Consider the following 26,591-nt stretch of genomic DNA (forward strand, 5'->3'; position numbering starts at 1 on the left):
GACATATGAAGGGGATAGGGATATATGTATCACGTTTTTGTGTATGGCACGTTAAGAAAAGAGCAAACGAATGCTCATTTTATGCAAGGTGCAAAATGCATCGCAGACGGGGCATGGACGTATGGCAAATTATTTGATACAAACGAAGGGTATCCAGCGATGATTTGTTCAAATAAAGATAAAGTATATGGGGAAGTTTATGAAGTGAATGATGATGTATTGCAAAAATTAGATGAACTGGAAGAATACACAGGTAATGTAGAGAGTGATTTATATGACCGAATCACCGAAACGATTTATTTAGACGATAGAGAAATACGTGCATTTGTGTATGTTGCTCAAGACAAAGAGATGCTAAGGAAAGTTATCATTTCTGGTGATTGGGTAAAGTATCAACAAGAAAAAGAATAGCAGCCATAGAGCAGATAGTGGGAACGTCCATTATCTGCTTTTTAAATTGAAACTGTCAAAAATCTGATTATTTTGATAAAATTAAAATATAGAAAAATCAAAAGGAGGATTTTTCATGGGTATCAGAAATTTAGTTTCTCACCTGTAGTAGAAAAAATATACAGGAGGAGAATAATAATGAATGAATTAGATGTGAGGGAATTTTACGAAAAACAATTCGAATTATCCAATTACGATATTAATACAGAAAGCTGGTTAGAACAGGTTGCGAAAGAAGTTCAAGAACAAATTGGACATCCATTTCAGTCGATGTTAGAACTAGGAGCAGGAAATGGCGGGTTTGCAAGGGCGATGTCTAAGTTACGTGTAAAGATGACTACTGTTGAGCTTATACCAGAGTTAGTTATGTTTGCAAAAGAGCATTCTACTAATGATATTGCTATACATTGCGCTGATTTTTATAAAATTAATTTTGAAGAAAAGTTTGATGTTGTTAGTTATTTAGATGGATTTGGTGTAGGGACAGATGATGAACAATTGATTCTATTAAAACGGATTAAAAATTGGATGAAGGATGATGGATGTGCACTTATTGATATTTATCAACCATTGTATTGGAAAAAGGTAAGAGGACAAGAAATGTCCTTAAGTTCAGCTATGCGAAAATATGATTATGATAGCATAAATGAAAGAATGCTAGATCATTGGTGGCATCCTAATAATCCAAATGATATAGTTACACAGTCTTTACGTTGTTATACGGTAGATGAGATTAGCAATCTATGTGCTGAAGCTGGTTTAAGTATTGTAGGAATCTTCCCAGGAGGAGCATACGATTTTGAAAAACGGAAATATAAAGAATTAGCAACTTTAAATGAATGTTTGGCGTATCGAGTTAAAGTAAAGAAGAGTAGGGATTAATCTCTACTCTTCTTTTTAATTTAGAAAATTCTTACTAAAGCTATTGACTTTATAAATGGATTTTTAATACAATTGTATTTCGACTGAAAAATTAGAACGGACAGGAGGGAATCATCAAATGAACAACATTTTTGAAGAAGAGTTACAAAGGATGAAAGATACATTACGTACGATGGATGATCAATTAGAACAGCTTGAAAACATTCCGGTTTATTATGGAGATGATTTTAAAGAACAAATTCTAGAAAGTATGAGAGAATCTAATAGGCAAAATTTACGTATCGGTGTACAAGAACCGTACTTTGGAAGATTAGATTTTCAAGAGGATGGCAAGGAAGAAGTTATGCCGATTTACATCGGTAAAGTTGGTGTTTCACATAAAGACACAATGAAGCCAATTGTAATTGATTGGCGGGCACCTGTCGCAAGTATGTTTTATTCATTTACCGGCGGTGATGAACTAGCATTTTATCAATCGCCAGATGGATTAGTAGAGGGTGATGTTTATTTAAAGCGAAATATCTCTATTCGAAAAAGAGAATTAGAACGTGTTGTTGATACATATGTAAAAGGAAATGAAGATGTCTCGCATGCCGATGATTTTCTTCTATATCGATTAGGTGAGAATAAAGATAATAAACTAAAGGATATTGTTTCGACGATACAATCGGAGCAAAATGATATTATTCGTGCGGAAAGAAACTTACCACTACTTATTCAAGGGGTTGCAGGGAGCGGAAAAACAACAATCGCTTTACATCGCCTTGCTTTTTTAATTTATGAATATCGTGAGCAGCTAGAAGCTGAGAGAATGATTGTATTCGCTCCAAATAGTCTGTTTTTAGACTATATTTCAAGTGTACTTCCTGAATTAGGTGTAGGGAATATTAGTCAAACAACATTTCCAGATTGGGCATTACGTACATTAGATGATTCGATGAAACTGAAGCAAACAGAAGAAAAATTGAAAGAAGCATTTTCTATTAATCGTGATGAAGAAAAAATTATGCTGGGTAAATTGAAAGGTACACTGGAATTTAAGTCCTTTATTGAAGAGAGAATGCTTCAATTTGAAAAAGAATTAGTACCAACAAGTGATTTTGAGGCATGGGACAAAGCTATTATTCCAGTAGAAGACATAAAAAAATGGATGCAAGTGGAATATAAACATTATCCATTAAAGAAAAGAAGAGAAAGATTAGTCGGCCGAATGAAGCGCTGGATTGAAATTGAACTGAAAAAGTATGGAGAAACAAACGAGAAGAAATTACTAAAAAAAGAAGCGACTAAGAGATTGAACACTTATATGAAGTTTTGGCCGAAAATGAGCTCACTTTCAATTTATAGTTCAATATTGAAAAGTAAAGAAATACTCGAAGTATTACCTGAAGAACTTGTGAAAGAAACTGAAAAAAGTTGTCGTAAAAAAGAAGTGTATGTAGAAGATTTACCAGCTTTAATATACATACATCACCGCATAACAGGTATTGAAATCGGACAGAAATTCCATCACGTCGTTATTGATGAAGCGCAAGATTTCTCGCCATTCCAAGTGTATGTATTAAAAGAAATTACACTAGGTAATTCTTTCACTATATTAGGTGATTTATCTCAAGCAATTTACGATTATCAAGGGATTGAAGATTGGGGTGCTTTTAAGGAAGTATTCCAAGAAACAGGTTATTATGAATTGACGAGAAGTTATCGCTCTACAAAAGAAATTATTGAATTTGCGAACGAAATAATTAAAAATGCAGAGATTCCAGTAGGACTTGCGACACCAGTTTTTCGTAGTGGTGAAGATGTTAAAGTAATCCAAGCAGAAAATCAATTTAACGAGATTATGAAGACGATAAAATATTTACAAAATGAAGATGTGAAAACAATTGCGGTAATAGGAAGAACAGATGGTGAGTGCCGCGATATATATGAGAAATTAATAAACGCAGGATTGGCTGTAAACTTCATTGAAGCAGATCAAAGTAAATATGAAGGTGGTATTTCAGTAGTACCTGTATACTTGGCGAAAGGGCTAGAATTTGATGCTGTTCTACTTATTGATGTCGATGAAGAACATTATAAAAATACGAAACATGATGCGAAGTTATTATATGTTGGATGTACGAGATCACTTCATGATTTATGGATTTTCCATAGCGGGGAAGCATCTCCGTTAATTAAGAAATGAAAATTCAAGAGGCTTTTCTAGTAATGAATAGGAAAGCCTCTTAGTTTATAAATATATAGGAGACATGATAATGATTACCAAAGTAATAACACAGAGAAATTGGGAAACCGCAAAGATAAATGAAGAAATTAATGAAGCCTCATTAAAAGAAGAGGGATTTATTCATTGTTCATTTTTAGAACAAGCTTTAAAAGTCGCTGGAAAATATTTTAGTCAGGAAGAAGATGTTTTATTACTTACAATTGATCCAATTCTGTTAAAAGCAGACATAAAATATGAACTTGCTTCTAACGGTCAAGAATATCCGCATGTATATGGAGTAATTAATATTGAGTCGATTGTAGAAGTTATCCCATTTCATAAAGAAAAAGGAGAGTTCATATTACGAGAGGTACAACGGTAAGATGGGTATAGATATTTAAATTAGCTAAAAAAGCGCAAATTCAATGTTTGCGCTTTTTTATTATCTATTTTTTGTGAAAATTCATTGTTTTTATCACGATAATACTGTACGATACATAGTATAAAACACATACTGTATGACATATAGTAATGAAAATGAGGTGAGTGAATGGATGCTTTATTAAATTCGTTAATTACTGAACTAAGAAGAGGTACATTAACATTAGCGGTTTTAAGCCAGTTAAGAACACCGCAATATGGGTATTCACTTGTCCAATTATTGGAACAATCAGGAATTACAATCGATCAAAGTACGTTATATCCACTACTTCGCCGATTAGAAAAGCAGGAGCTAGTGACGAGTAGTTGGGATAAAACGGAGAGTAGACCGCGTAAGTATTACGTTTTAAGTGAATACGGATTGGAGATATTTTTGCAGTTGAAAAAGGAATGGATAAAGGATTCAAAAGAACTTTATAATCTATTAAAGGAGGAGGACAAGAATGAACTTGATTGATATTTATGTCGAGGAAGTAGCCAAGAGATTACCTGAAAAAAATCGTGAAGATATTATTCTTGAACTACGGTCAACTATCGAGGATATGTTACCTGATGATTATAATGAAAACGATGAAAAAAGAGTTCTTGAAAAAATGGGAAGTCCGGTTTCGTTGGCTAATGGGTATATGGATAGACCAATGCATTTAATTGGACCACGTTATTTTGATGTATATACGACGTTATTAAAAATGATTATACCAATTGCAGCTGTTATCGCACTCATTGCAATGGTTGCGGAAAATTTTGTAGGATATGATGGTGAGCAAGCGGTATTAAACGTTATTTTAAATGTGATAGGTAAAGGAATAGGGGGAATTATCGAAGTAGGTCTCCATGTATTTTTCTGGTTGACACTTGTATTTGCAATTTTAGAAAGAACAGATAAAGACAAAGGTACCGAGCCGTTGACGACAAGTTTAAAAAAATGGACGCCTGATGATTTGAAAAATACTTCGTATGTTCCAAAGAAAAAGTCGATCTCAAAGTTCGAAGTATTTGGAGGGTTAATGTGGACAGCGATATGGGCCACACTTTATTTTTATGCGAACCATCTTGTAGGTGTATATCATGGTACAGAAAGCGGATTGAAGTTTGTCGCACCAGCTTTTAATCAAGATGTGTTACTTCAGTATTGGCCAATCGTTGTAATTGTGATTGTGTTTGAAATAGGTATATCTCTTTATAAGTTAGTACAAGGACAATGGACGAAAAAGCTGACAATCGGGAATGCTATTCTTCAAATAGTTGGAACAATTGTATTCATTGTAATTGTAGTAAATCCGCATTTATTTAATGAAGGATTTATTACGTATGTGGCAAATGTGTTTACTACTTCTCCAGAGGAGGTTAAAAAGTGGTTAATTGGTGGAGGTATTATCATTTACATTTTATCTGCTGCATTAAATATATTTGATGGTTTCCGAAAAGCTCGTATTCGTATGTAATAGTGAAATGAAGGAAGATAAACGTTATGAAAGGAAGAAAGTAATGATAAGAGCAGCAAGGAAACAAGATGTAACATACATTTTAGACATTTATAATGATGCCATACTGCATACAACAGCCGTATATACGTATAAACCTGTAACCCTTGAAAATAGAATAGATTGGTATGAACAAAAAAAGGCTGAAGGTTATCCAATTTTAGTATATGAACTAGATAATAAAGTAGTAGGATTTGCGACATTTGGTCCGTTTAGAGCTTGGCCTGCCTATAAATATTCAATTGAGCATTCTGTATACGTTCATATGGAATATAGAAAGAATGGGATAGGAACTTCTTTAATGAAAGCATTGATTGCAATGGCAAAAGAAAGAGAATATATGACTTTAATTGCTGGAATTGATGCAGATAATGAGAAAAGTATTGCTTTACATGAAAATTATGGATTTATTCATGCAGGGACAATCAAAAAGGCTGGTTATAAGTTTAATAGATGGCTTGATTTAGCTTTTTATCAATTGGAGCTTAATGGTCCTAAAAATCCTTTAGAAGAATAAAAGTTTAGTATCTTAGGTAGCATGGAGTAATGCATGCTACCTTTTTATTGTAATAGCCGATATAATCTGCTAAAAAGGGTTTTTACATTCTATATTGAATTATTAGAAGGTGATAAAACGATATGAAATGAGGAATGGTAATGGAAACTGTCATTCGAAAAATGAAAGAGATACAATCTGATCATGTTGGGATAGCTATTTATTCTACAAAAAGCAATTGTATAGTTGCTTCATATAATAGTGAATTAAATATTCCGTTAGCATCGGCAGCAAAAGTAGCAATTGGATTTGTAGTAGCGCAAATCGTGAAGGAAAATAAACGTAATTGGAATGATATACTTCATCATGTTAAATTTAATCCAAATGAAGATAGTGCGCAGTTATATCCACATTTACAAGGAAGAAGGACTTTAACACTTAGTAAAGCAGTAGAAGTGATGATAGCTTGTCATGATAGTTACGTTGCACAGTTAGTTGTCATGCACAGTGGTGGATGGGATAATGTCAAAGAATATATTTCAGCATACTTTTCGAAGATTCATATAAAGGAAAATCCTAGGGATGAACAAAATAAAGGGGAGTTAAATCAAGTTCTTTCACTTTTAGTACATATTTTTCAAGGTTATAAATTAGAACCAGAGTTATGGGAACCCATTATCAGTGGCATGGTAAGACAGCAAGGTGAATACGAAGGAATACATTCATATCACTTAGCTCATATGACAGGTGGACTATCTTCAGCTACAATAAATATTGGTATAATAGGAATATTTAACGAATTCCCGTTTCTTTATGTTATTGGGGGGAAAGATTTACCTGATCGAAGTGAAAATAAAGAGGTAGATGATGCTTTTGCAGTAGCTTTGAAGTACATATACAAAGAATATAGTGAAAGTATGCTAGGAGCGAGCAATTGAAAAGAAACTTAAAGCCATCAACAATCATTATTTTAATTGCAACGATTATCGCTCTTGAAGTGAGTATTGCACTATACGATCGCAATTTGTCATTAGATACTATTTATTTTGCTGCGATCCTCATTTGTATTGTATTACTTTTTGGCACACGTATTTCTAAAGAGAAAGAAAATACATCGAAACAGAGACGAAGAAAAACAGCTCTTATATTTTGGCCATCTATTATATTGTCTATCGCTTGTTTCGCAGTTATAAGTTATATAAGAATAGGCTATGTTTCTGTACCAGGTATAATTGGCTTTTCATGCTTTGTTATTTATGGTGGTTTCGTCTTTATTAGTATACTAATAAAGAAAAAAAGGTAGCTTACTAGGTTGAAAGGAAGAAAATATATGAAACAAATAGAGAATGGTACTCGCGCTGAAGGAGAATACATAAAAAATAAAGTAATTCAATATAACATGTCTATCTTAACAGATGAAGTAAAACAGCCGATGGAACAAGTAAGTTTTGTAGTGAAAGATACGGATGGGAAAATATTTGGTGGGGTAACAGGAACGATGTATTTTTATCATCTTCATATTGATTTTTTATGGGTTGATAATTCAGTTCGTCATAATGGTTATGGTAGTCAACTGTTACATAAAATCGAAAGTATCGCGAAGGAAAAAGGTTGTAGATTAATATTATTAGATTCATTTAGTTTTCAAGCACCAGAATTTTATAAAAAGAATGGTTATCGAGAATATGGTGTTGTTGAAGATCATCCTAAAGGGCATAGTCAACACTTTTTAGAGAAGAGGCTATAGCAGTCGTATTTCTGTTCTACAAGAAAATATACAAGCACAAGTTTCTAAACAAAATATCATTCAAACTAACATATTGTATTTCTGAGCCTACTAGTGACACGCAATTAAACGCTAGAAAAGCTTGGCTTAATCGGAAAGGTTGGTGGTATGAAGTTAGATGAAAATAAGAGTTGTCCTATTGAGCGGCTCTTATTTTCATTTAACTCAATATATTACATGTTATTTTTAATATAGAAGAAATATGAAAGGATGAGTGAGGGACTGTTTATATTGCAATTGTAAAATCGATATTATAAATTAATCTTATTAAGGTTTTAATAGCAGGTTAGATTCTATAGTTTTATATTAAAGGAAGTAAGACAAAATAAATAGAATGAGCAATTTGATGGGAGAGAGAAAATGTACACGTATAAATTGCAACATGAACAACCAATCTGCGTAGAAAAAATAAGAAAACTTTATGACTCCGTCGGTTGGTGGCCAGAAAGAAAAGAAATCGATATTCAAAAAATGTTAAAGAATAGTATAGCGATTGGGGTATGGGAAAAAAATGAATTAATCGGATTTGCTAGAGTTGTTTCTGACGGTGTTTTCCGGGCGTATATAGAAGATGTTGTTGTACATGAAAGTGTAAGAAATAAAGGAATTGGAGAGAAAATGCTAACAATATTACTTCAAGAAATATCTCATGTTCATATCGTTAGTTTATTTTGCGGAGAGAAATTAATAAAGTTTTATGGTGAAAAGCAATTTCAAGCGACGAAACAAATTGTAATGCATCGTAATCAAATCGTGAAAGAATAAGAGGTGCGAATTAGAATGAATGCAACAAGAGAATATTGTTTATCGAAAAGAAAAGCGACAGAAGACTCACCAGATGGTTGGAATGCAACATGTATGAGGCTCAACAATAAAATATTTGCGATATTGAACCATGAAGAAGGTGAAAAAGCGGCAATTACATTAAAATGTGATCCAGAACTTGCAATAAGAATAAGAGATGATTATCCAGAGACAATCATTCCAGGGTATCATATGAATAAAAAACATTGGAATACAGTGTATATACATAAAGGTGTAGAGCAAGAGCAAATTAATAAGATGATTGATTGGTCATATGATTTAGTTCTACAATCATTTTCAAAGAAAAAGCAGAAAGAGTTATTAGATTAATATGTATAAGGGGTGGATAATTTGAAAGATACAATCAAAGATACATATGATAAGTTAGCGAGTACATATAAAGAAAATCTAGATGTCGCAAATCCATATAACAGTTATTACGAAAGACCAGCGATGATGGAGATGATTCCAAAGAATTTAGAAGGGAAGAATATATTAGATGCTGGATGTGCAGCAGGGTGGTATACTTCTCAATTTATAGAAAGAGGAGCAAATGTAACTGCAATTGACGTAAGTTCTGAAATGGTAAAAGCTGCAGAGGAAAGCATGGGCAATAAAGCAACGTTTCTTTGTCATGACTTGCAAGAAGTATTGCCATTTGAAGATAATACTTTTGATGTGATTGTAAGTTCGTTAACCCTTCATTACTTAGAAAATTGGAATCAAGTATTTCAGGAGTTTCGTCGCGTATTGAAGCCAGGTGGCGAATTTATATACTCTATTCATCATCCTTTTATGGATTTTACAAAGTTTACTAGTGAAAATTATTTCGAAAAACAATTATTAGTAGATACTTGGGTTAAACCAAATATTACAATAGAAGTTAGTTTTTTTAGAAGGTCACTCCAAGACATAATTAATGAAACAACATATTGTTTTGTGTTAGAAAAAATGGTGGAACCGAGGCCAGTTGAAAAGATGAGAGAAGTAGACGAAAAATCATATCATTATTTAAATACAAATCCACATTTTCTTATTATGAAAGCGATTAAAAAATAGCTAGTAAAATATAATTATTTTACTAGCTATTTACAGTTTTAAATTACATATTAGGAGATCTTGAGATGAACACGAAACGAAATAGATTATTATATGCACTGTTTACTATAGTTGTAATTATGTTAGGTCTTTGTTCCCGAAAATTTGCATTTGCTTTACCTCATTTATTAAACGAGTACTTAGGCGATGCTTTATGGGCACTCATGATTTTTACAGGGTTCGGATTTTTATTTCCTAAAATAGAAACGAAGAAATTGGCTTTTATAAGTTTACTGTTTTGTTATGGGATTGAAATAAGCCAATTATACCATGCTGAATGGATTGATAGTATTCGTGCAACGACTTTAGGTGGGCTCGTGTTGGGATATGGTTTTCTGTGGAATGATTTAATAGCTTATACAATTGGTGTTGGAGTAGGGTTTGCTTTTGAGTTTATTTTACAGAGGAAATAAGAGATTTGTAAAAGGGGTATTTGTTTATGGAGGATATATTAGAAATTGCAAATTTTTGGTTTGGAGATAAAGAGGTCACAGCTACTGAAATAAAAGCAAACGTAACAAAGATTCATTGTAATAATAAATCCTATATTTTAAAGGAAAAGGGATCGATAAAACAGCTATTAGTTGAAATACATCTAATAGAACAGCTTGATAAAAAAGGGGTTAAAGTACAAAGAATAGTTAAAACGAGTAATAATGAAAGGTATGTATTTTATAAAGAGAAGTATTATTGTGTGTATGAATATGTTGCTGGAAATGTACTTGAAATAAAAGATATAGAAAATCTGAAAGAGCTAGGAAGCACAATCGGAGAAGAAATAGCGTATCTACATCAAGTTCTTAATTCAATGGATAGTGAAAATGGGTTCGCAAAAAGAGATTTATACAAGGTAGTATACGGTTGGGCTTTACCTATTTTAGAAAAGAATGAGCATGTTCATCAGGATGTAATTCGAAAAATGAATTAAATACATACAGATTTCAAGGAAACGATCCGCCCATTACGAAAACAAATCATTCATCGCGACATGCACTTATCAAATGTAATCTTTAAAGAGAATGAATTTCAAGGATTTATAGATTTTGAACTGTTAGAAAAAAATATTAGAGTATTTGATTTATGTTATTGTTGTACGAGTATTTTGAGTGAATTATATAGTGATGAAGAATTAAGAGAGAAATGGCAACATATCATTAGTGAAATTTTTGAAGGGTATAATAAGCAGGGTGTTTTAACGCGAGAAGAACTACAAGCGATTTGGTATGTTATTCTTTCTATTCAAATTATCTTTATTACTTATTTTGTTCAGTTAAAAGATTTATTAAAGTTAAATGAAGAGATATTCTTCTGGATTTTTGTAAATAAAGAAGCTATTGAAGAATCAATAGAAAGGGGTGTATGAATATGAAAAAAATAATATTAATAGGTTCTGGTGGTTCAGGAAAATCTACATTAGCCAGGCAGTTAGGTAATAAATTAAATATTAAAGTACATCATCTTGATGCGTTATTTTGGAAACCGAACTGGGAAGGTGTACCGAAAGTTGAGCAAAGAAAGGTTCAAAATGAATTAGTTAAAGAAGATGAGTGGATTATTGATGGGAATTATGGTGGCACAATGGACATAAGAATGAACGCAGCTGATACAATTATCTTTCTTGATATTCATAGAACAATATGTGTTTATCGAGCTTTTAAAAGAGTTATACAATATCGGAATAAAACAAGACCGGATATGGGTGCTGGATGTGAGGAAAGGTTTGACTTGCAATTTTTCAAATGGATATGGGAGTACCCTAAAATGAAACGACCCTCAATTTTAAAAAGGTTAAATCAATTGAGTAAGGAAAAAGATGTTATTATTTTAAAATCTCGAAATGAAGTAAAACAATTTTTAGAGAAGTACGATACTATAAATAGTTAGATTATAAAAAGAGGTAACATGGGGGGATAGAATTGAATAGATTCATTAACCTGGTTGATTCTAATATGGTGGAAATTCCAGCAGGAAAAGTAGAATTAAGAGATGATCGAATAAAAAAAGAATGGCAAGTTCAAGTTAAACCGTTTCTTCTTGCAAAATATGTTGTAACGATGGAATTATATGACGTGATTACGAATCATACACCAAATCTATTCAAAGATAAAAATAAACCAGTTGTAAATATCTCATGGAATGATGCCATTATGTTTTGTAATTTACTGTCAAAAAAAGCGGGATTAAAAGAATATTATTCTATTAATGATGGTGGTCAAATTGTTAGTTGTAATTTAGATTCAAATGGGTACCGATTACCTTCAGAAGCAGAGTGGCAATATGCGTGTAAAGCAGGAACTACTGGATACATATACGGTGAACTGAAAGAGATTGCTTGGTATAATGAAAATTCAGATGGACGTATTCATGAAGTCGGTAAAAAAGAGCCAAATGCATGGGGCTTGTATGATATGTTAGGCAACGTTTGGGAATGGTGCTATGATTTGTATGATGAAAAGGTATATGGATCATACCGAATTTTCCGAGGTGGTAGCTGGGCTGAAGCAGCTAGAGGTTGTGGTGCGACTTGTCGCCGGCGTAGCCATCCTACATTTCATATAGATGATCTTGGGTTTAGGCTCGCTAAGTCCATTTAGAAGAATTATAAGAGCAAACTAATATAGAGAAGATTTTAATTAAGGAGTGTTTTAAGTGGCACGTGTTTTATTCATTAATACTGGATCAGAAGGACATATAAATCCAACATTGCAAGTTGTAGAAGAATTAGTTTCACGCGGTGAAGAGGTAGTTTATTTTTCAATTGAATCTTTTAGAGAACGTATTGAAAAGACGGGTGCTACTGTACGAACAATTGACGATCAAAAATTTATAAATGCTTTTCTTTCCGGTGGTCGAAATTATTTACCAGAGAGAATAAATGGTTTATTACATACGGCAGATGTTATTATACCAAATGTTCTTGAACAAATTGAAGGGGAACATTTTGATTACATCATTCACGATTCGATGTTTGGGTGCGGTCGTTTAATTGCTCAAATTTTAAAGATTCCAGCAATAAATTCCTGTACATCTTATGCACAGGATGAAAAATCATTTGAACAAATGTTAGGCCATTTGTCTAAAAATATACCAGTGGAAGTTCAAGATAAAATACATAATGATTATGAACGATTAACTAAGGAGGTTGCGGAAAAATATAGTGTTGAAATAAAATCACCGTATGAAGTTTTCTGTAATCCAGCGCCACTTACTATTGTGTATACAATAAGGGAATTCCAACCTTTTGGAGATATGTTTGATGAAACATTTAAATTTGTAGGTCCATCTATCTCTACGCAAGTGAAAAATGAAGCCTTTGATTTTACTGCAATTGAAGAAAAAAGCTTGATTTACATTTCACTAGGTACTGTTTTTAATGAATCGCTTGATTTTTATAAACTATGTATGAAGGCGTTTGAGAATAGTGATTATATAATTGTGATGTCTATTGGCAATAATACGAAAATAAGTGATTTAGGTAAAATTCCTAAAAACTTCATTGTGAAAAATTATGTACCACAAACAAAACTACTTACATATACAAAGTTATTTATTACACACGGCGGTATGAACAGTACACATGAAGGATTATATAATGGGATTCCGCTTATTGTAATCCCGCAAAGTGCAGATCAACCAGTTATCGCCAAGCAAGTGGAGAATCTCGGAGCCGGGGTTAAGTTGTCAATGAAGGAATTAACTGAGGAACAACTACGTGAAAGTGTAGAACTTGTATTAAATAATCCATCATATAAAGAAGTTGCATTGAATTTGAAGAAGTCTTTCCGAAAATCTGGTGGCTATCAGGAAGCTGCTGATGAGATTTTTACATTTATAGGTCAATAATAAATAGAAAATTATACATGAGAAGAGTGTCTATATGAAATGATATAGACACTCTTCTTTTATATGAAGCGGAGAATTCGTTGTTTTGAAATGTTAAATATTCTGTTTTGTAAATTCGGACCACAGTTTTACGTGTTACTAATGCTTTCATCATTTCTGCACAACTTCTGCACATACTTTGATGATTTCTATGTCATGATATATTCATCAAGTGAAATATTTTACAAGGAATGAAATATATTTTCACTGCGGTGTATGCATAACACACACATACATCGTTACAAGATTGTCTCTTGTTATTCTTTTACATCGAAGCCCACAATACACTACAAAGTATAACAAGAAGGGGACAGGAACATGAATAATCGATTATTAAAACAACTACAAAACATGAAAATGAACAAAAAAAGTCTAGGAGCTGTTGCATTAACAGCTGGAATTATTGGCACGACACTTATTCCTCAAAACGCATACGCGCACGGTTTTGTTGAAAAGCCTAGCAGCCGATCTGCTTTATGTAGTCCAACTTATGGTGCACTAAATGTAAACTGCGGAAGTGTTATGTATGAACCACAAAGTTTGGAAGCTCCAAAAGGGTTCCCGCAAGCTGGCCCAGTTGATGGTCAAATCGCTTCTGCAGGTGGTAAATTTGGTGGTATTTTAGATCAACAAACAGCAAATCGTTGGTTTAAAAATACAATCACAGGCGGGGAAAATACTTTTACTTGGAAATATACAGCGCCTCACTTAACAAGTAAATGGCATTACTATATTACTAAAAAAGGATGGGATCCAAATAAAGCGCTCACAAGAGCAGATTTAGAACCAATTGGAACTGTACAACATGATGGCTCTACAGCCTCAAATCATTTAACTCACAAAATTAATGTACCTACTGATAGAAGTGGATATCATGTGATTTTAGCAGTATGGGATGTAGCCGATACAGCAAATGCATTCTATAATGTCATTGATGTTAATCTCATCAATGACGTAAAACCAGACACAGAAGCTCCAAGTATTCCAAATGGAATTCAGGCACAAAAAGTAACAGCGAATAGTATAGAACTAGCATGGAACGCTTCTACGGATAATGTAGGGGTAAAAGGGTATCAAATCTTCCGTAACGGAGAGATGATTGATACAGTACCAGGAACTCATTTTATTGATAAAAAATTACAACCAAGTACAGAATACTCTTATACTGTAAAAGCAATTGACGCAGCTGGAAATGTATCGAAAGAAAGTGCAGCGCTTACAGTAAAAACAACAGTTGAGGCTCCTGATACAGAGGCACCAACACAACCAAAAGGATTACATAGTATGGGAACGACAGCGTCAAGTGTGGATCTAATGTGGAGTCCTTCTGACGATAATATTGGTGTAGACCATTACGATATTTATAGAGAAACAAAAGGATCAATGGAAAAAATTGCAACATCTAATACAACTTCTTATATGGATAAAAATTTACTTCCTAATACTACTTATAAATATGTAGTGAAAGCTGTTGATGTAGCTGGAAATGAATCTGTACAGAGTGATATATTCGTAATCACCACAAAAACTGAAAGCGCTTCATATGAAGAGTGGGATGCAAAGAAAGCATATGAAAAGGGAGATAGAGTTCTACACGAGGGAAAAGTATATGAAGCAGTCCAGAGTTATCAAGGAAATGGGGATCCAAACTGGATTTATGCTTTATCATTATGGAAAACAGTGTAAGCTTTACTAAGGTATGAACTAAGACATAATGGGCTTTGATGCAAAAGGACATCTTGAGAATTCATTTTTCTATTAATAAAAAAGGGTAGTATATGAATACATAATGTAGTTTCATATACTGCCCTTTTTATTATGATAACATTTTCGTCATAAGTATATGCGGAATGCCATCTTCCATAAATATATCAGAAGAAGTTTGATAGTCTAATTTTTTATAAAATCCTTCAGCTTGTGTTTGACCGTGTAGCTTCACTTTTGTAACTTGTTTGCTACGAGCAATTTCTTCTAACGTTTGAATGATGACTTTACCTAATCCGTATGTACGATAATCTTTTAAAATACAAATACGTTCTAATTTTCCGACACCATCAACAAATCGTATACGACCTGTACCAACAGGAAGCCCATTATAATAAACTAAAATATGTTTACATTTCTCACCGATTTCATCGAATGTATCGAATTCATCTGCAAGAGGGACACCTTGTTCTTTTACAAATACTTCTTTTCGAATATGAAAGGCAGTTTCTAAATCAGTAAGTTCTGTTATAAGTTTGAATTGCAAAATGTTCAGTCCTTTCTAGTGTAATCAGCTTGTGTTTTCATAGTATATCATAATGAAGCGCTATTAAGAGAAGAAGAAGATACTAAAAAGCCAACTTTAAAAAGTCAGCTTTTATTACAATTCCATTATCCCATTTTTAGTGCCGATAATTGCTTTACTCGTCATACTTATAAACAAACCTGTTTCAACTACACCAGTAATCATTTTTAATTGGGTGTGTAAATGGGCAGGATTAGTTATGCTATGAGGAAATACACAATCAATAATTATGTTATTGTTATCGGTAATAAACGTTTCATTATTTTTTAAACGTAACGTTGTTTGACAACCTAACGCTTGAATTTTACTTTCGGTTTGTTTCCATGAAAAAGGTATAATTTCAACAGGTAATGGGAAGGTACCTAAATGCGTTACAAGTTTCGATTTATCAGCAATGATAAGTAGTTCTTTAGAGGAAGAGGCAACGATTTTTTCACGAAGTAATGCGCCACCGCCTCCTTTTATAAGTTGTAAATTTGAATCAATTTCATCCGCTCCATCAATTGTAAGATCAAGACTTTGTACGTCGTTTAACGAAATTAGGGGGATATTTAGTTGATGTGCTAATGTTTCAGTTTCCTTTGATGTCGGTACAGCTTGAAATGATAATCCTTCTTTTACACGCTCACCTAATTTTTGTATTGTCCAATATACAGTAGAACCTGTACCAAGCCCAATCTTCATGCCATCTTTTACAAAGTTAGCAGCATATTCACCAGCGAGCTGTTTTAAATTCATCGCTTTACTCCGCCGGACGCGGCCCAGCATCAAGGCCTGAATTTTCAACTGTAAGTACTGGACGAACTACTAAATCCTTATGTACATTCATTTGACAAGATAATCGTAAATGATCTTCAATTCCTTTTTCTGTAATTGCATTTTTTTCATTAGAACTTGCCTCACAAAACTCACCTGCTATAATTTCTACTCTACAAGTAGTGCAGCGTGCTTTTCCGCCGCAGCGATGGAGAATGTTTACACCGTTATCTTCAATCGCTAATACTAACTTTGTGCCTTCTTTTACATCAAAAGTTCCCGCACCTTCAATTGTTAATTTTGGCAAATTTGTTCCTCCTCACGTAAAATTGTACATAACATATTTATGACCGCGAATTATTGAACATAAACATAATTTTTTTATATGCCCCGTAACTTTTTTATTTGTTGAATCGTTAATTAAGTAAGCGCTGAAAAGGAGTGGTTATTTTGTGCACAAAAGTAACTCATATTTTTAAAAATCATATCGATATGAATCATTCAAATATAAACTTTTTAATTGAGCAATATGGAGAATTGAAAAGATACTGTACATTTTTAACGAAAAACAAATGGGACGGCGAAGATCTTGCCCAAGAAACAGTTTGTAAAGTTCTTCAAAAATATAGTAATAAAGATATTTGTATGACGCTTGTATATAAAATAGCTAGAAATCGTTGGTTAGACCAGATGAAATCAAAATCAGTTCATGAAAAAATAAAGGAACAAATTACTTTTGAAGAACCACAAGAGAATATTGCAGATTTGCATGAAATGGTAGGGAAAGTATTATCTTCATTAAATGTACAGCAATCCACGATTTTATTATTAAAGGATGTTTTTCAATATAGTATCGCTGATATTGCTAAAGTATGTTCCGTATCGGAAGGGGCAGTAAAAGCTTCTTTGTTTCGTAGTAGAAATAGGCTGAAAACTGTAAGTGAAGAAGGGATTGAGATCGTCGAATTCACAGATGATATGGAAGTTGTAGTAACGTCTATTCGAGAGGAGAGACCGGAATTATTAACGAAACTGCTTCCGACAATAGATTTTACTAAGTTACCATCTAAACAGCCAGTCTTATTATTTAATGTGAAAAAACCTTCTTCCTACAGTTGTATGCTTTGTGTGGCATAATAATTATTGGAGGGATTTAAAATGAATGCAATTCCATATGTTGTAGAACAAACGAAATTAGGAGAACGTTCCTATGATATATATTCAAGGTTATTAAAAGACCGCATTATTATTATTGGTTCAGAAATAAATGATCAAGTAGCGAGTAGTGTCGTAGCTCAATTATTATTTTTAGAAGCGGAAGATGCAGAGAAAGATATATTTTTATACATTAATAGTCCAGGCGGATCAACGACAGCGGGATTTGCTATATTAGATACAATGAATTTAATCAAACCTGATGTGCAAACGCTATGCATGGGCTTTGCAGCATCGTTTGGTGCATTGTTATTATTATCAGGTGCAAAAGGAAAACGGTTTGCGCTACCTAACAGTGAAATTATGATTCATCAACCCCTTGGTGGTGCAAAGGGGCAGGCTACGGAAATTGAAATAACAGCAAAAAGGATATTGAAGTTAAAGCATGATATTAATAAAATGATTGCAGAAAAAACGGGGCAACCGATTGAAAGAGTAGCACATGATACAGAAAGAGATTATTTTATGACCGCTGAAGAAGCAAAGGCATATGGGATTGTAGATGATGTTGTTACAAAAAAATAAGTTAAAAATAGGCTAGAGGATATGCGAATCCTCTAGCCTATTTTTATTAATCTTTTACCCATTCATCAACTAGCGCTTGATTGTTCTTAATCCATTTTCGTGCCGCTTCTTCGGGATCTTTCGTTTTATTTAACTCGACCATTAATGTACCAAGCTGTTCATCATTCATTTTCCATTTATCAAAGTATTTTATGATATCCGGATGGTCTTTTTCGAAACCTTTACGAACAGAGTAATAAATGTCATCTTTTTCACCATATACTTTCTTAGGGTCTTTTAAATATTTTAAATCAAATTCTGAAAAGCCCCAATGCGGATTCCAAAGCGTAACAGCGATTGGTTTCTTTTTCGTATATGCTTTCTTTAATTCACTCATCATCGCAGCTTCAGAAGATTGGACAAGTTTTAGTTTTATATCATATTCCTTCATCGCCTTATTGGTTAAATTCATTAGGCTGCTGCCAGGTTCGATTCCGACAATTTTGTTATCTAGTTCATCTTTATGCGCATTTAAATCTTCAATACTGTTTATGTTTTTCACATAAGAAGGGACAACTAAACCTAGTCCGGTACCTTCATACCATTTTGATTTTAAGACGATATCATCTTTATAACGATCGTTTAGCGGTTTATCTGTAACGGGTAGCCATACTTCTAAATTAGCATCAACATCACCGCGAGCGACACCAGTCCAAATTGCCGCTTTTTCTAAATACATGAGCTCAACCTTATAGCCTTTTTGTTCTAATAGAACTTTCCACATGTTTGCGGTTGCAATGTTTTCTTTCCAACTTGTTACACCTAGTTTAATTTTTCCTTTCGAATTTGCATTTGTTGCATTACATGAAGAGAAAATCATAGTAATAAATAATGCAAGGCATATAAGCCATATTTTCTTTTTCATTGAGAACCTCCTAAAAAACATTTGCCTTTTAAATAAATGTATAAGTAAGCATTCTTATTATGAACGGAAACGAGAATTTTAAATAAATCTTATGAATGTCATTTTTATGTAATATTTCTTTGCAAAATCGCAACACTATGTGAATAGATGGGTAGAAAAGGAGTAGTGACATGGATAATACAAAGGTGCGTGTTGAAAACGTAACAAAAGTATTTGGGAAACACCCGCAAAGGGCGCTTACTTTATTAAAAGAAGGGAAAAGTAAATCGGAAATTTTAAAAGAGACGGGAATGAACGTTGGTGTGAAAAAGGCAACGTTTGAAGTATACTCTGGAGAAATTTTCGTTATTATGGGTTTGTCTGGTAGTGGCAAATCAACTCTAGTTCGAATGCTTAATCAATTAATCAAACCGACAGCAGGACACATTTACATAGATGGTGAAGACATTGCAACAATGGGAAAAGAAGAGTTACGAAGAGTGAGAAGAACGAAGATGAGCATGGTGTTTCAGAAATTCGCTTTATTCCCACATCGTACCGTTTTGCAAAACGTTGCGTATGGATTAGAAATACAAGGAGTTCCGGTAGAGGAACGAGAGAGAAAAGCACTAGAGTCTTTGAAATTAGTTGGATTAGACCATCATAAAGATAACTATCCAAGTCAACTAAGTGGTGGTATGCAGCAGCGTGTGGGAATCGCAAGGGCACTAACGAATGATCCAGATGTTTTATTGATGGATGAGTCTTTTAGTGCATTAGATCCACTTATTCGAAAAGAAATGCAAGATGAGCTGTTAGAGTTACAAGATAAAATGGAAAAAACAATTATATTTATTACACACGATTTAGATGAAGCTCTTCGAATTGGTGATCGAATTGCGTTAATGAAAGATGGAGAGGTTGTCCAAATTGGAACGCCAGAAGAAATTATGATGAGTCCTGCGAATGAATTTGTAGAGAAGTTCGTAGCGGACGTGAATTTAGGAAAAGTAATTACGGCGGAATCTATATTAAAACGACCAGAGACATTACTAATTGACCGTGGACCTCGTGTAGCACTTCAAATTATGAGGAACGCGGGCGTTTCAACTGTATATGTTGTTAATAAAAAGTATGAGTTTTTAGGGATATTAACAGCAGATGATGCGAGTAAAGCTGTTCAAAAACAGTGGCCGATTGCTGATTTATTACTTACCGATATCCCACATGTGTATGTAGATACTTTACTGGAAGAAACGTATGCGAAAATGGCGGAAATGAAATATCCGTTACCAGTAATTGATGAGAAGAAAAGGCTAAGAGGAATTATTAAACGCGAAAGTGTCATTCAAGCTCTTGCAGGTAATATTGAGGAAGAGGTGAAAGACGATGAATAATATACCACGTATTCCTTTAGGGGAATGGGTCGATTCATTTGTTGCAAGTTTATATGAGCACCTTGAAGGCTTATTCCGAGGATTCTCTTATATTATTGGTGGATTCGTTGATTTACTCACTAATTTTTTAACAATAATACCGGCCATATTGATGATTATTATCCTTTGTTTCCTCATTTGGTACACAACGAGAAAAGTATCTTTAATTATTTTTACACTGATTGGTTTATTATTTATTTTAAATATTAACTACTGGGCACAGACGATGCAAACATTAGCACTTGTACTTACATCTGTGATTATTTCCATTATTGTCGGAATCCCAATCGGAATTTTAGCTTCTCAAAATGAACGCTTTTCAAAATTTTTAAAACCGACATTAGACTTTATGCAAACAATGCCGGCTTTCGTATATCTTATTCCTGCGATTACATTTTTCGGAGTAGGTGTAGTACCTGGAATTATTGCATCAGTAATCTTTGCAATGCCGCCGACAATTCGTTTTACTGACTTAGGAATTAGACAAGTTCCAGAAGATTTAATAGAAGCAGCGAACGCGTTTGGCTCTACCGCATCACAAAAATTATTTAAAGTACAATTACCACTCGCAACTGGAACGATCATGGCTGGTGTGAACCAAAGTATTATGCTTTCTTTATCGATGGTAGTAACAGCATCTCTTGTAGGAGCACCAGGTCTTGGAGTAGATGTATACCGTTCTGTAACACAAGTTAATATCGGAATGGGATTTGAAGCCGGACTCGCTATTGTTGTCATTGCGATTATATTAGACCGCATTACACAAGGATTTCATCAAAAAAGAAGATAAAAGGAAAACACACTTTGTTATACAAAGTGTGTTTTTTGTTTAGAAAGATACATACGAACAATGACAGAACCGCCAGTTGGGGCAAAGATTTGGTTTTGTTGTTGTTCCATTGATTTGATTAAATGATTAGTTTCGCTAATTGACTTTCAAGACTTGCGATACGCTGCATCATATATTGTGGATCGTGATCTAGTATATTCCTTACGGGATGAGGGGAATGCACATATTGTTGATTTATATCGGGATTCTAATGAGAATAAATTTGAATCGTTCCTCCTTCAATAAATTACGAAGCTTTCTTGTAGTAAGTGCCTATGTTTAATTAATGGTTACTTAAAATTTTTTTATTATAAAAGGAGTATGTACAAAAAATGGAAAATATTATATGTGAAGTTAAAGTACATTTTTTGGAAATATTCAAGTGAGATAGTGAATATATTAATACATTCAAGTAAATGTATGTTATTTAGGGAGAAATAATGGGAGGAGATGAAATTTTGGCTAAAAATAATAAAAGGAATGATGCCTTGGCAATGGGTATTGGTATAGGGGTTGTAATCGGTGTGTTTCAGGGGTTCTTTACTAATAGTTTAGTAATCGGAATTGTGATAGGGATTGTAATTGGAATTGTGTTTTTGAAGAAATAGTGAGATGTAAATTTATTTAAAAAATCGCTTCGTTAAAAGAATGAATTTTCGGAATATAAAACCTGTTTTTCCTTTTTTTATGATATTATTAATAAAAAGGATGGTGAAGGATATGTCAACAAACAATCAAGTAGAACAAAAATGCTTTATTTGCGAAAAACATAGAGGAAACATTACAGTTCCAGGTGGAGCTATTTACGAAGATGAACTCATTTATGTTGGCCATGTCCACTGGGATAGTGAAGAAACATACCTGGGTTATGTAATGATAGATATAAAAAGACATATACCTGGTCTTGCTGAACTAACAGATGAGGAAGCGAGAACGTTCGGACTTATAACAAGTAGAGTAAGTAAAGCGTTAAAAGAAAGCGAAGGTGCAGAGCATATTTACACTTTTGTTTCAGGAAATAGTGTACCACATATGCATATGCATATCATACCGCGTTATCCGAATACCCCAAAAGAATTTTGGTCACCAACTGAAGTAGCGAAATGGACGGGAGCGCCATATGGTGACGCAGAGAAAATCAAAAAACTATGCGAAAGAATACGAAAGTATATGGTAAATGAGTATGCATACAACAAATAATAGACAATATTCATGGGTTGGAAATATAGAAATGTGTTTAGGAGATATTTCAGTTAAACAATATGGTGACATTGTACTTGGAAAATACGGCGGGAATATAAGCGCCGGAGCAAAAAAGAACGAAGATGGCGCGTTAGTTTGGTCAAATGGGGATTGGGAATTTGCAGCTATTTTAGATGGACATAATAGTGCGGAAAGTGTTGATTTAGTAGTAAATACAATCCAACAAGAATATGAAAATATAAAAGTAATGATGAATGAATCGATTGATACAGTATTTCGATCTGTTGAAAATTATATACTTGCAATTTTTCAGTCCACTTCATTTAAAGAAAAGTGCCGAAAAATTAAAGGTGAAACAGCGTGCTTACTATGTGTAAGAAAAGAAAATTATATATGGTGGTTATCTATTGGCGATTGCCTCATTTATGTATTTCATGAAGAGTTACATAAGTTAGGACAATATGCATTAAATCAGCGTCATTTTTACGAATGGATAGGAAATATAAACACATTTAATTTACCAGTGCCTTGCTTTTCAACAGGAATTCGTGAATTACGTACTGGGAAGAATCGAATTGTAATGGTTACAGATGGAGTATTAGAATGCGGAGAACGACACTATGAAACACCATTAAATCTGTATAATGATATGAGTAGAAATACAATAGACCTTGAAGCAAGTGTTCATCATGTATTAGAACACGTTCATCATCAATTCGGACGGGATAGTGCGACAATTATTAGTTGGGACGTTGAAAACAAAGAGAATGCTACATATCCGAGTAATCAGCCGGATAAAAGGTAAAGGAGGAGACATCACTGTTTTTAGCTAAAGGGATTTTATTAGTATTATGGATCATATCCTTAGTTGTTTTGGAAAAAGTAGTGAGAAAAAAATTAAATATACCGAAACAAACTGGCTGGAATAGTAAATATGTAAACAACGCTCATAAATGGGGCACTAGAGTTCTTATCATTTCTTATATAATTGTTACAATAATATGTGCCACTTTAAATCCCATTTATATTAGTAATTTACCCATATTATTTTTAATAACTTTATACTGCTTTCAATCATATATGGAGTGGAAATATGATAAAGAATCGAGGGAATATGTCATTTCTTTAGGCATAGTTCCATTATTAATAATAACAGGAATTATGATTAATCTTTTCTTTTATAGTTATTGGATTTAACTTTATGTGGAATGAATGAGGTGACAAAATGAAAATGCCTAAATTACGTGCTGAAGTAATGATTGTAAATGAAGATCGTTCTAAAGTACTTGTACAATGTGATTTAAATGAAACGTTTTATCGTTTTCCAGGCGGTTCTATTGAATTTGGTGAAACAGCAAAAGAAGCAATAAAGCGAGAATTAATGGAAGAATACGATTTAAAAATCGATATTCAAGAGTTAGCCGTTGTAAATGAGCATATTTTTGAGTGGAACAACGAAAAAGGACATCATTGCACATTGATATATAGAGGAATTGTTAAAGAGAGGGTAATAAATGAAATTAAACATAAAGAATATGAGGATATTATATTAATTTGGAAAAGTATAAATGAATTAAAGGAGAAGCCCACATATCCTGAAGGAATTGTAAGTTATTTAGAAGAGAATAACCGTAATATAGTCCACTTTATTTCTAAAAATAAATAAAGTAATAGGGGGGATTACAATGGAAAACTCTACTTTTTGGATAGTAATTTTCGTTTTTTGCATAGCTGGCTATTTTTTTGATAAGTACTTGAGAAAAAAATTGGATATGCCAAAGAGTCGTTTTTTGGGATATAAGCATGTGAATAGTCTGCATGTAAAATTGGAAGTTGGATTATTTATAATTTATTTGATAACTAGTTTTATTTACATATATAAATTCGAGAACGCTAATATTGGATATGCTATTTTGATTTATTTAGGGGTAACATGGATTTTAAGATCATGGATGGAATGGAAGTATGATAGAGAATCGAAAGAATATATATTTTCGATAATCGGACTAGTTTCATTTATGGTTATGTTCTTAATACTATTTTATCTCGTTCCACCTACTGCATAATAAAGTGACTATTAATAAGAGAATAACTGCCATGTAATCCACTTTATTTTAAATAATGCAACGTAGTAAAAAGAGGGATTGCTAGAGACGGGGAAGCATCACGCGATATGTGGGAAAACAATTGGATGGTTGCTGAAGATATGTATGTAGGAAGTCATAAACCGTAAGAATTTGCAGATTTGATTATTAATGGTACAGATAATGAAATAACTAATAAATAAGAAACCATTTACTGCTAAATAGTTTCTTATTTAAATTCATCATTTATCCCACTTTAATGGGCAGTAAGACCCCCACTGATTAAAGTTTCACTTTATTTTGGCTAATATGGATGTAATGAAATTTGTTTTATCCTCTGCATATTGATGTTTATCATTAGGGTTAGCTTTTGAAAGTTGAATTTTTAACTGTTCATACTGTATACGAGAAATATCGTTATTTATTAAGTAATCTCTGAATTGTAATTGCTCTATTAAATATTTATTCCTTTGTTCATACATATGAATTTGATGAGTTCGTGGTTCTCCTTTATTAAAATAGTATCGTTCAGGCAGCACATCTTTTCTATATTTATAGTTAAGTAGTTCTAACTTTTTAATACATGTTAATCCGTCCTTATAATCTTCTAATTCGATTGCTATATCAATAATTGGCTTTGCTTTTAAATGTGGAATAGAGGTACTACCAATGTGGTGTATCGCTAAAATATGTTCGCCAATTTGTTCCTCAATGAATTGTTTCTCTTTTATATATTCAATTTCCCATTGTTCAGTCCACGGAACTAAAAATACTTTTTTATATGGTAAACCTAACATTAGAGTAGCGCCCCTTACATATTTTTTCAATAAATTTAATTACATTTTCTTGAAGGTCTGTAAAATAATATACTCCCACAACTTCCAAGGAAGAAACTTTTTCATGAGAATCATAAATCTGACGCCTTTTCCAATTGGATATCTTAATGTTGTATGCTTTGCTTCAGCAATTTTCACTATTTTTTTTGCAACATCTATTGGATTACCAAATGTATCACTGCCACTATTCATATATTTTTGTATTTTATCCATATATTCTTTGTAGGGAGATGTGGTATCAAATTGGTTTTCAGCTAGCTCTTTACCAACTTCCCAAATGTTTGTGTTATAAGAACCAGCTTCAACTAAGGAAACTTCTATTCCGAAAGGCTTTACTTCTAAACGAAGGGATTCACTCCAGCCCTCTAATGCATATTTTGAAGAAACGTAAGGGGATAGACCAGGGAATCCAACTTGACCACTAATGCTGCTTATATTAATGATTTTCCCACTTTTTTGTTCTCTCATATAAGGTAATACAAGTTGAGTAATTGATATAGCTCCAAAAAGGTTCGTTTCAAATTGTTTACGGTATTCCTCTACTGAAATTTCTTCTACAAAGCCCCCATTTGCATATCCTGCGTTATTAATAAGTAGATCTACTCTATTGATTTCTTTTATATATAATTGAAAGTTATGTATAGAGTTTTCATCGGTTACATCTAATTGTTGAACTGTTATGTTTTGCAACAAGTTGAGTTGAGTAGCTTGAGATAGTAAGTTCACTTGTTTTTCAAGGTTCCGCATTGTAGCGATAACGAAATAATCTTTTTTTGCGAGTTCGAGTGTAGTTAATAGTCCAAATCCACTTGAGGCTCCTGTAATAATTGCGACTTTTTTGTTCATTTTCTGCCAGCTTTCTTTTTCTTTTATCATAACGAGTTATGATAAGAAAATCTATTATTCTTACATTTTCTTTGAGAGTAATTCATGTTAATTCTATATTCTTTTGGATTTTTAAAAGAGGGAATGATACGGACTCAGCGTATATAGAGAAGTGAG

At 33.1% G+C, this 26,591-nt stretch carries 34 protein-coding genes and 4 pseudogenes; 31 read left to right on the top strand and 7 right to left on the bottom strand.

Annotation, left to right across the window (positions count from 1 at the left end):
• The first annotated feature begins 24 nt into the window (after positions 1-24).
• From Q9B79_RS04905 to Q9B79_RS05000, 20 genes and pseudogenes are all read left to right on the top strand, one after another.
• A complete protein-coding gene (locus tag Q9B79_RS04905) occupies positions 25-411 on the top strand; it encodes a gamma-glutamylcyclotransferase family protein (protein WP_306182843.1) in 387 nt (128 codons plus the stop codon).
• A 177-nt stretch (positions 412-588) separates the two neighbouring features.
• A complete protein-coding gene (locus Q9B79_RS04910) occupies positions 589-1,332 on the top strand; it encodes a class I SAM-dependent methyltransferase (protein WP_306182844.1) in 744 nt (247 codons plus the stop codon).
• Positions 1,333-1,450: 118 nt separating this feature from the next.
• Positions 1,451-3,520 (top strand): HelD family protein, encoded by a 2,070-nt coding sequence (locus tag Q9B79_RS04915; protein WP_306182845.1) that lies wholly within the window; start codon positions 1,451-1,453, stop codon positions 3,518-3,520.
• A gap of 70 nt (positions 3,521-3,590) precedes the next feature.
• Complete coding sequence (locus Q9B79_RS04920) at positions 3,591-3,923, top strand: DUF952 domain-containing protein (protein WP_306182846.1); 333 nt, start codon at positions 3,591-3,593, stop codon at positions 3,921-3,923.
• A 168-nt stretch (positions 3,924-4,091) separates the two neighbouring features.
• Positions 4,092-4,439 carry a PadR family transcriptional regulator gene (locus Q9B79_RS04925; RefSeq protein WP_060486712.1) on the top strand — a complete coding sequence of 116 codons (348 nt, stop codon included), beginning with the start codon at positions 4,092-4,094 and terminating at the stop codon, positions 4,437-4,439.
• Positions 4,426-5,427 (top strand): HAAS signaling domain-containing protein, encoded by a 1,002-nt coding sequence (locus Q9B79_RS04930; RefSeq protein ID WP_306182847.1) that lies wholly within the window; start codon positions 4,426-4,428, stop codon positions 5,425-5,427. The genes Q9B79_RS04925 and Q9B79_RS04930 overlap by 14 nt, the downstream gene beginning before the upstream one ends.
• A gap of 43 nt (positions 5,428-5,470) precedes the next feature.
• Positions 5,471-5,983: a GNAT family N-acetyltransferase gene (locus Q9B79_RS04935; RefSeq protein ID WP_306182848.1), complete on the top strand. Its 513-nt coding sequence runs from the start codon at positions 5,471-5,473 to the stop codon at positions 5,981-5,983.
• Between the two features lie 140 nt (positions 5,984-6,123).
• Positions 6,124-6,900, top strand: a complete 777-nt coding sequence (locus Q9B79_RS04940) for a serine hydrolase (RefSeq protein WP_306182849.1) — start codon at positions 6,124-6,126, stop codon at positions 6,898-6,900.
• A complete protein-coding gene (locus tag Q9B79_RS04945) occupies positions 6,897-7,265 on the top strand; it encodes a hypothetical protein (RefSeq protein ID WP_306182850.1) in 369 nt (122 codons plus the stop codon). Before Q9B79_RS04940 ends, Q9B79_RS04945 begins: the two co-directional genes overlap by 4 nt.
• Positions 7,266-7,292: 27 nt before the next feature.
• Positions 7,293-7,709, top strand: coding sequence for a GNAT family N-acetyltransferase (locus tag Q9B79_RS04950; RefSeq protein WP_306182851.1), 417 nt, complete (start codon positions 7,293-7,295; stop codon positions 7,707-7,709).
• Positions 7,710-7,728: 19 nt separating this feature from the next.
• Positions 7,729-7,870, top strand: a pseudogene (locus tag Q9B79_RS04955) (N-acetylmuramoyl-L-alanine amidase C-terminal domain-containing protein); the annotation flags it as partial.
• A gap of 238 nt (positions 7,871-8,108) precedes the next feature.
• Positions 8,109-8,513, top strand: a complete 405-nt coding sequence (locus Q9B79_RS04960; RefSeq protein WP_098670646.1) for a GNAT family N-acetyltransferase — start codon at positions 8,109-8,111, stop codon at positions 8,511-8,513.
• Positions 8,514-8,528: 15 nt separating this feature from the next.
• A complete protein-coding gene (locus Q9B79_RS04965) occupies positions 8,529-8,882 on the top strand; it encodes an MmcQ/YjbR family DNA-binding protein (protein ID WP_306182852.1) in 354 nt (117 codons plus the stop codon).
• A gap of 21 nt (positions 8,883-8,903) precedes the next feature.
• Positions 8,904-9,611: a class I SAM-dependent methyltransferase gene (locus Q9B79_RS04970; RefSeq protein WP_306182853.1), complete on the top strand. Its 708-nt coding sequence runs from the start codon at positions 8,904-8,906 to the stop codon at positions 9,609-9,611.
• A 65-nt stretch (positions 9,612-9,676) separates the two neighbouring features.
• Positions 9,677-10,063, top strand: coding sequence for a ribosomal maturation YjgA family protein (locus Q9B79_RS04975; RefSeq protein ID WP_306182854.1), 387 nt, complete (start codon positions 9,677-9,679; stop codon positions 10,061-10,063).
• Between the two features lie 26 nt (positions 10,064-10,089).
• Positions 10,090-11,013: pseudogene (locus Q9B79_RS04980) on the top strand (phosphotransferase enzyme family protein).
• A 2-nt stretch (positions 11,014-11,015) separates the two neighbouring features.
• Positions 11,016-11,534, top strand: coding sequence for a DNA topology modulation protein (locus tag Q9B79_RS04985; protein ID WP_306182855.1), 519 nt, complete (start codon positions 11,016-11,018; stop codon positions 11,532-11,534).
• 65 nt (positions 11,535-11,599) lie between these two features.
• Positions 11,600-12,244 carry a formylglycine-generating enzyme family protein gene (locus tag Q9B79_RS04990; protein ID WP_306183325.1) on the top strand — a complete coding sequence of 215 codons (645 nt, stop codon included), beginning with the start codon at positions 11,600-11,602 and terminating at the stop codon, positions 12,242-12,244.
• 55 nt (positions 12,245-12,299) lie between these two features.
• Positions 12,300-13,493, top strand: a complete 1,194-nt coding sequence (locus tag Q9B79_RS04995) for a macrolide family glycosyltransferase (protein WP_306182856.1) — start codon at positions 12,300-12,302, stop codon at positions 13,491-13,493.
• Between the two features lie 357 nt (positions 13,494-13,850).
• Positions 13,851-15,218 carry a lytic polysaccharide monooxygenase gene (locus tag Q9B79_RS05000; protein ID WP_306182857.1) on the top strand — a complete coding sequence of 456 codons (1,368 nt, stop codon included), beginning with the start codon at positions 13,851-13,853 and terminating at the stop codon, positions 15,216-15,218.
• Between the two features lie 130 nt (positions 15,219-15,348).
• Here Q9B79_RS05000 and Q9B79_RS05005 read toward each other — a convergent pair whose 3' ends face one another.
• From Q9B79_RS05005 to Q9B79_RS05015, 3 genes are all read right to left on the bottom strand, one after another.
• On the bottom strand, positions 15,349-15,783 hold the full coding sequence (locus Q9B79_RS05005; protein ID WP_306182858.1) for a GNAT family N-acetyltransferase: 435 nt from the start codon (positions 15,781-15,783) through the stop codon (positions 15,349-15,351).
• Between the two features lie 114 nt (positions 15,784-15,897).
• Entirely contained in the window at positions 15,898-16,560 is a 663-nt protein-coding gene (gene rpiA / locus Q9B79_RS05010; protein WP_306182859.1) for a ribose 5-phosphate isomerase A, read from the bottom strand.
• A 4-nt stretch (positions 16,561-16,564) separates the two neighbouring features.
• A complete protein-coding gene (locus Q9B79_RS05015; RefSeq protein WP_306182860.1) occupies positions 16,565-16,885 on the bottom strand; it encodes a 2Fe-2S iron-sulfur cluster-binding protein in 321 nt (106 codons plus the stop codon).
• A gap of 143 nt (positions 16,886-17,028) precedes the next feature.
• On the opposite strand from Q9B79_RS05015, the gene Q9B79_RS05020 reads away from it, so the two are divergent.
• Together Q9B79_RS05020 and clpP are read left to right on the top strand one after the other, a co-directional pair.
• Positions 17,029-17,715, top strand: a complete 687-nt coding sequence (locus Q9B79_RS05020; RefSeq protein WP_098760288.1) for an RNA polymerase subunit sigma-70 — start codon at positions 17,029-17,031, stop codon at positions 17,713-17,715.
• A gap of 21 nt (positions 17,716-17,736) precedes the next feature.
• Positions 17,737-18,318 (top strand): ATP-dependent Clp endopeptidase proteolytic subunit ClpP, encoded by a 582-nt coding sequence (gene clpP, locus Q9B79_RS05025; protein WP_000991609.1) that lies wholly within the window; start codon positions 17,737-17,739, stop codon positions 18,316-18,318.
• Between the two features lie 46 nt (positions 18,319-18,364).
• Here the strand turns inward: clpP and Q9B79_RS05030 are convergent, their stop codons facing one another.
• The gene (locus Q9B79_RS05030; protein WP_306182862.1) at positions 18,365-19,222 is read right to left on the bottom strand and encodes a glycine betaine ABC transporter substrate-binding protein; all 858 of its coding nucleotides are present in this window, start codon (positions 19,220-19,222) and stop codon (positions 18,365-18,367) included.
• 170 nt (positions 19,223-19,392) lie between these two features.
• On the opposite strand from Q9B79_RS05030, the gene Q9B79_RS05035 reads away from it, so the two are divergent.
• Positions 19,393-20,598 carry a quaternary amine ABC transporter ATP-binding protein gene (locus Q9B79_RS05035; RefSeq protein ID WP_306182863.1) on the top strand — a complete coding sequence of 402 codons (1,206 nt, stop codon included), beginning with the start codon at positions 19,393-19,395 and terminating at the stop codon, positions 20,596-20,598.
• Positions 20,591-21,427: an ABC transporter permease gene (locus Q9B79_RS05040; protein ID WP_001059838.1), complete on the top strand. Its 837-nt coding sequence runs from the start codon at positions 20,591-20,593 to the stop codon at positions 21,425-21,427. The genes Q9B79_RS05035 and Q9B79_RS05040 overlap by 8 nt, the downstream gene beginning before the upstream one ends.
• Before the next feature lie 17 nt (positions 21,428-21,444).
• Here the strand turns inward: Q9B79_RS05040 and Q9B79_RS05045 are convergent.
• Positions 21,445-21,665 (bottom strand): annotated as a pseudogene (locus tag Q9B79_RS05045) (hypothetical protein).
• A gap of 241 nt (positions 21,666-21,906) precedes the next feature.
• On the opposite strand from Q9B79_RS05045, the gene Q9B79_RS05050 reads away from it, so the two are divergent.
• From Q9B79_RS05050 to Q9B79_RS05080, 7 genes and pseudogenes are all read left to right on the top strand, one after another.
• Complete coding sequence (locus tag Q9B79_RS05050) at positions 21,907-22,074, top strand: glycine zipper domain-containing protein (protein WP_306182864.1); 168 nt, start codon at positions 21,907-21,909, stop codon at positions 22,072-22,074.
• A 40-nt stretch (positions 22,075-22,114) separates the two neighbouring features.
• On the top strand, positions 22,115-22,666 hold the full coding sequence (locus Q9B79_RS05055) for an HIT family protein (protein WP_306182865.1): 552 nt from the start codon (positions 22,115-22,117) through the stop codon (positions 22,664-22,666).
• On the top strand, positions 22,650-23,474 hold the full coding sequence (locus Q9B79_RS05060) for a PP2C family serine/threonine-protein phosphatase (protein ID WP_306182866.1): 825 nt from the start codon (positions 22,650-22,652) through the stop codon (positions 23,472-23,474). Before Q9B79_RS05055 ends, Q9B79_RS05060 begins: the two co-directional genes overlap by 17 nt.
• 68 nt (positions 23,475-23,542) lie before the next feature.
• On the top strand, positions 23,543-23,866 hold the full coding sequence (locus Q9B79_RS05065) for a DUF4181 domain-containing protein (protein WP_306182867.1): 324 nt from the start codon (positions 23,543-23,545) through the stop codon (positions 23,864-23,866).
• A 28-nt stretch (positions 23,867-23,894) separates the two neighbouring features.
• Complete coding sequence (locus tag Q9B79_RS05070) at positions 23,895-24,335, top strand: NUDIX domain-containing protein (RefSeq protein WP_306182868.1); 441 nt, start codon at positions 23,895-23,897, stop codon at positions 24,333-24,335.
• Positions 24,336-24,354: 19 nt separating this feature from the next.
• The gene (locus Q9B79_RS05075; RefSeq protein WP_306182869.1) at positions 24,355-24,735 is read left to right on the top strand and encodes a DUF4181 domain-containing protein; all 381 of its coding nucleotides are present in this window, start codon (positions 24,355-24,357) and stop codon (positions 24,733-24,735) included.
• A 65-nt stretch (positions 24,736-24,800) separates the two neighbouring features.
• A pseudogene (locus Q9B79_RS05080) lies at positions 24,801-24,902 on the top strand (uridine kinase); the annotation flags it as partial.
• Between the two features lie 141 nt (positions 24,903-25,043).
• Here the strand turns inward: Q9B79_RS05080 and Q9B79_RS05085 are convergent.
• Together Q9B79_RS05085 and Q9B79_RS05090 are read right to left on the bottom strand one after the other, a co-directional pair.
• Positions 25,044-25,550 (bottom strand): GrpB family protein, encoded by a 507-nt coding sequence (locus tag Q9B79_RS05085; protein WP_306182870.1) that lies wholly within the window; start codon positions 25,548-25,550, stop codon positions 25,044-25,046.
• Between the two features lie 39 nt (positions 25,551-25,589).
• On the bottom strand, positions 25,590-26,435 hold the full coding sequence (locus Q9B79_RS05090) for an oxidoreductase (RefSeq protein ID WP_306182871.1): 846 nt from the start codon (positions 26,433-26,435) through the stop codon (positions 25,590-25,592).
• Between the last annotated feature and the right edge of the window lie 156 nt (positions 26,436-26,591).

This window comes from Bacillus sp. MHSD_36, from assembly GCF_030757775.1.
Classification (GTDB): Bacteria; Bacillota; Bacilli; order Bacillales; family Bacillaceae_G; genus Bacillus_A.

What these genes read in the sequence shown, in the direction of transcription:
- Q9B79_RS05040 (WP_001059838.1), top strand. Translation starts at nt 20,591, where the DNA reads ATGAATAATATACCACGTATTCCTTTAGGGGAATGGGTCGATTCATTT.
- Q9B79_RS05055 (WP_306182865.1), top strand. Translation starts at nt 22,115, where the DNA reads ATGAATTTTCGGAATATAAAACCTGTTTTTCCTTTTTTTATGATATTA.
- Q9B79_RS05035 (WP_306182863.1), top strand. Translation starts at nt 19,393, where the DNA reads ATGGATAATACAAAGGTGCGTGTTGAAAACGTAACAAAAGTATTTGGG.
- Q9B79_RS04915 (WP_306182845.1), top strand. Translation starts at nt 1,451, where the DNA reads ATGAACAACATTTTTGAAGAAGAGTTACAAAGGATGAAAGATACATTA.
- Q9B79_RS05090 (WP_306182871.1), bottom strand. Translation starts at nt 26,435, where the DNA reads ATGAACAAAAAAGTCGCAATTATTACAGGAGCCTCAAGTGGATTTGGA.
- Q9B79_RS04935 (WP_306182848.1), top strand. Translation starts at nt 5,471, where the DNA reads ATGATAAGAGCAGCAAGGAAACAAGATGTAACATACATTTTAGACATT.
- Q9B79_RS04965 (WP_306182852.1), top strand. Translation starts at nt 8,529, where the DNA reads ATGAATGCAACAAGAGAATATTGTTTATCGAAAAGAAAAGCGACAGAA.
- Q9B79_RS04905 (WP_306182843.1), top strand. Translation starts at nt 25, where the DNA reads ATGTATCACGTTTTTGTGTATGGCACGTTAAGAAAAGAGCAAACGAAT.
- Q9B79_RS05070 (WP_306182868.1), top strand. Translation starts at nt 23,895, where the DNA reads ATGAAAATGCCTAAATTACGTGCTGAAGTAATGATTGTAAATGAAGAT.
- Q9B79_RS05030 (WP_306182862.1), bottom strand. Translation starts at nt 19,222, where the DNA reads ATGAAAAAGAAAATATGGCTTATATGCCTTGCATTATTTATTACTATG.
- Q9B79_RS04930 (WP_306182847.1), top strand. Translation starts at nt 4,426, where the DNA reads ATGAACTTGATTGATATTTATGTCGAGGAAGTAGCCAAGAGATTACCT.
- Q9B79_RS04960 (WP_098670646.1), top strand. Translation starts at nt 8,109, where the DNA reads ATGTACACGTATAAATTGCAACATGAACAACCAATCTGCGTAGAAAAA.
- rpiA (WP_306182859.1), bottom strand. Translation starts at nt 16,560, where the DNA reads ATGAATTTAAAACAGCTCGCTGGTGAATATGCTGCTAACTTTGTAAAA.
- Q9B79_RS05060 (WP_306182866.1), top strand. Translation starts at nt 22,650, where the DNA reads ATGCATACAACAAATAATAGACAATATTCATGGGTTGGAAATATAGAA.
- Q9B79_RS04975 (WP_306182854.1), top strand. Translation starts at nt 9,677, where the DNA reads ATGAACACGAAACGAAATAGATTATTATATGCACTGTTTACTATAGTT.
- Q9B79_RS04950 (WP_306182851.1), top strand. Translation starts at nt 7,293, where the DNA reads ATGAAACAAATAGAGAATGGTACTCGCGCTGAAGGAGAATACATAAAA.
- Q9B79_RS04985 (WP_306182855.1), top strand. Translation starts at nt 11,016, where the DNA reads ATGAAAAAAATAATATTAATAGGTTCTGGTGGTTCAGGAAAATCTACA.
- Q9B79_RS05050 (WP_306182864.1), top strand. Translation starts at nt 21,907, where the DNA reads ATGGGAGGAGATGAAATTTTGGCTAAAAATAATAAAAGGAATGATGCC.
- Q9B79_RS05075 (WP_306182869.1), top strand. Translation starts at nt 24,355, where the DNA reads ATGGAAAACTCTACTTTTTGGATAGTAATTTTCGTTTTTTGCATAGCT.
- Q9B79_RS05000 (WP_306182857.1), top strand. Translation starts at nt 13,851, where the DNA reads ATGAATAATCGATTATTAAAACAACTACAAAACATGAAAATGAACAAA.
- Q9B79_RS04940 (WP_306182849.1), top strand. Translation starts at nt 6,124, where the DNA reads ATGGAAACTGTCATTCGAAAAATGAAAGAGATACAATCTGATCATGTT.
- Q9B79_RS05085 (WP_306182870.1), bottom strand. Translation starts at nt 25,550, where the DNA reads ATGTTAGGTTTACCATATAAAAAAGTATTTTTAGTTCCGTGGACTGAA.
- Q9B79_RS04925 (WP_060486712.1), top strand. Translation starts at nt 4,092, where the DNA reads ATGGATGCTTTATTAAATTCGTTAATTACTGAACTAAGAAGAGGTACA.
- Q9B79_RS04990 (WP_306183325.1), top strand. Translation starts at nt 11,600, where the DNA reads ATGGTGGAAATTCCAGCAGGAAAAGTAGAATTAAGAGATGATCGAATA.
- clpP (WP_000991609.1), top strand. Translation starts at nt 17,737, where the DNA reads ATGAATGCAATTCCATATGTTGTAGAACAAACGAAATTAGGAGAACGT.
- Q9B79_RS04910 (WP_306182844.1), top strand. Translation starts at nt 589, where the DNA reads ATGAATGAATTAGATGTGAGGGAATTTTACGAAAAACAATTCGAATTA.
- Q9B79_RS04920 (WP_306182846.1), top strand. Translation starts at nt 3,591, where the DNA reads ATGATTACCAAAGTAATAACACAGAGAAATTGGGAAACCGCAAAGATA.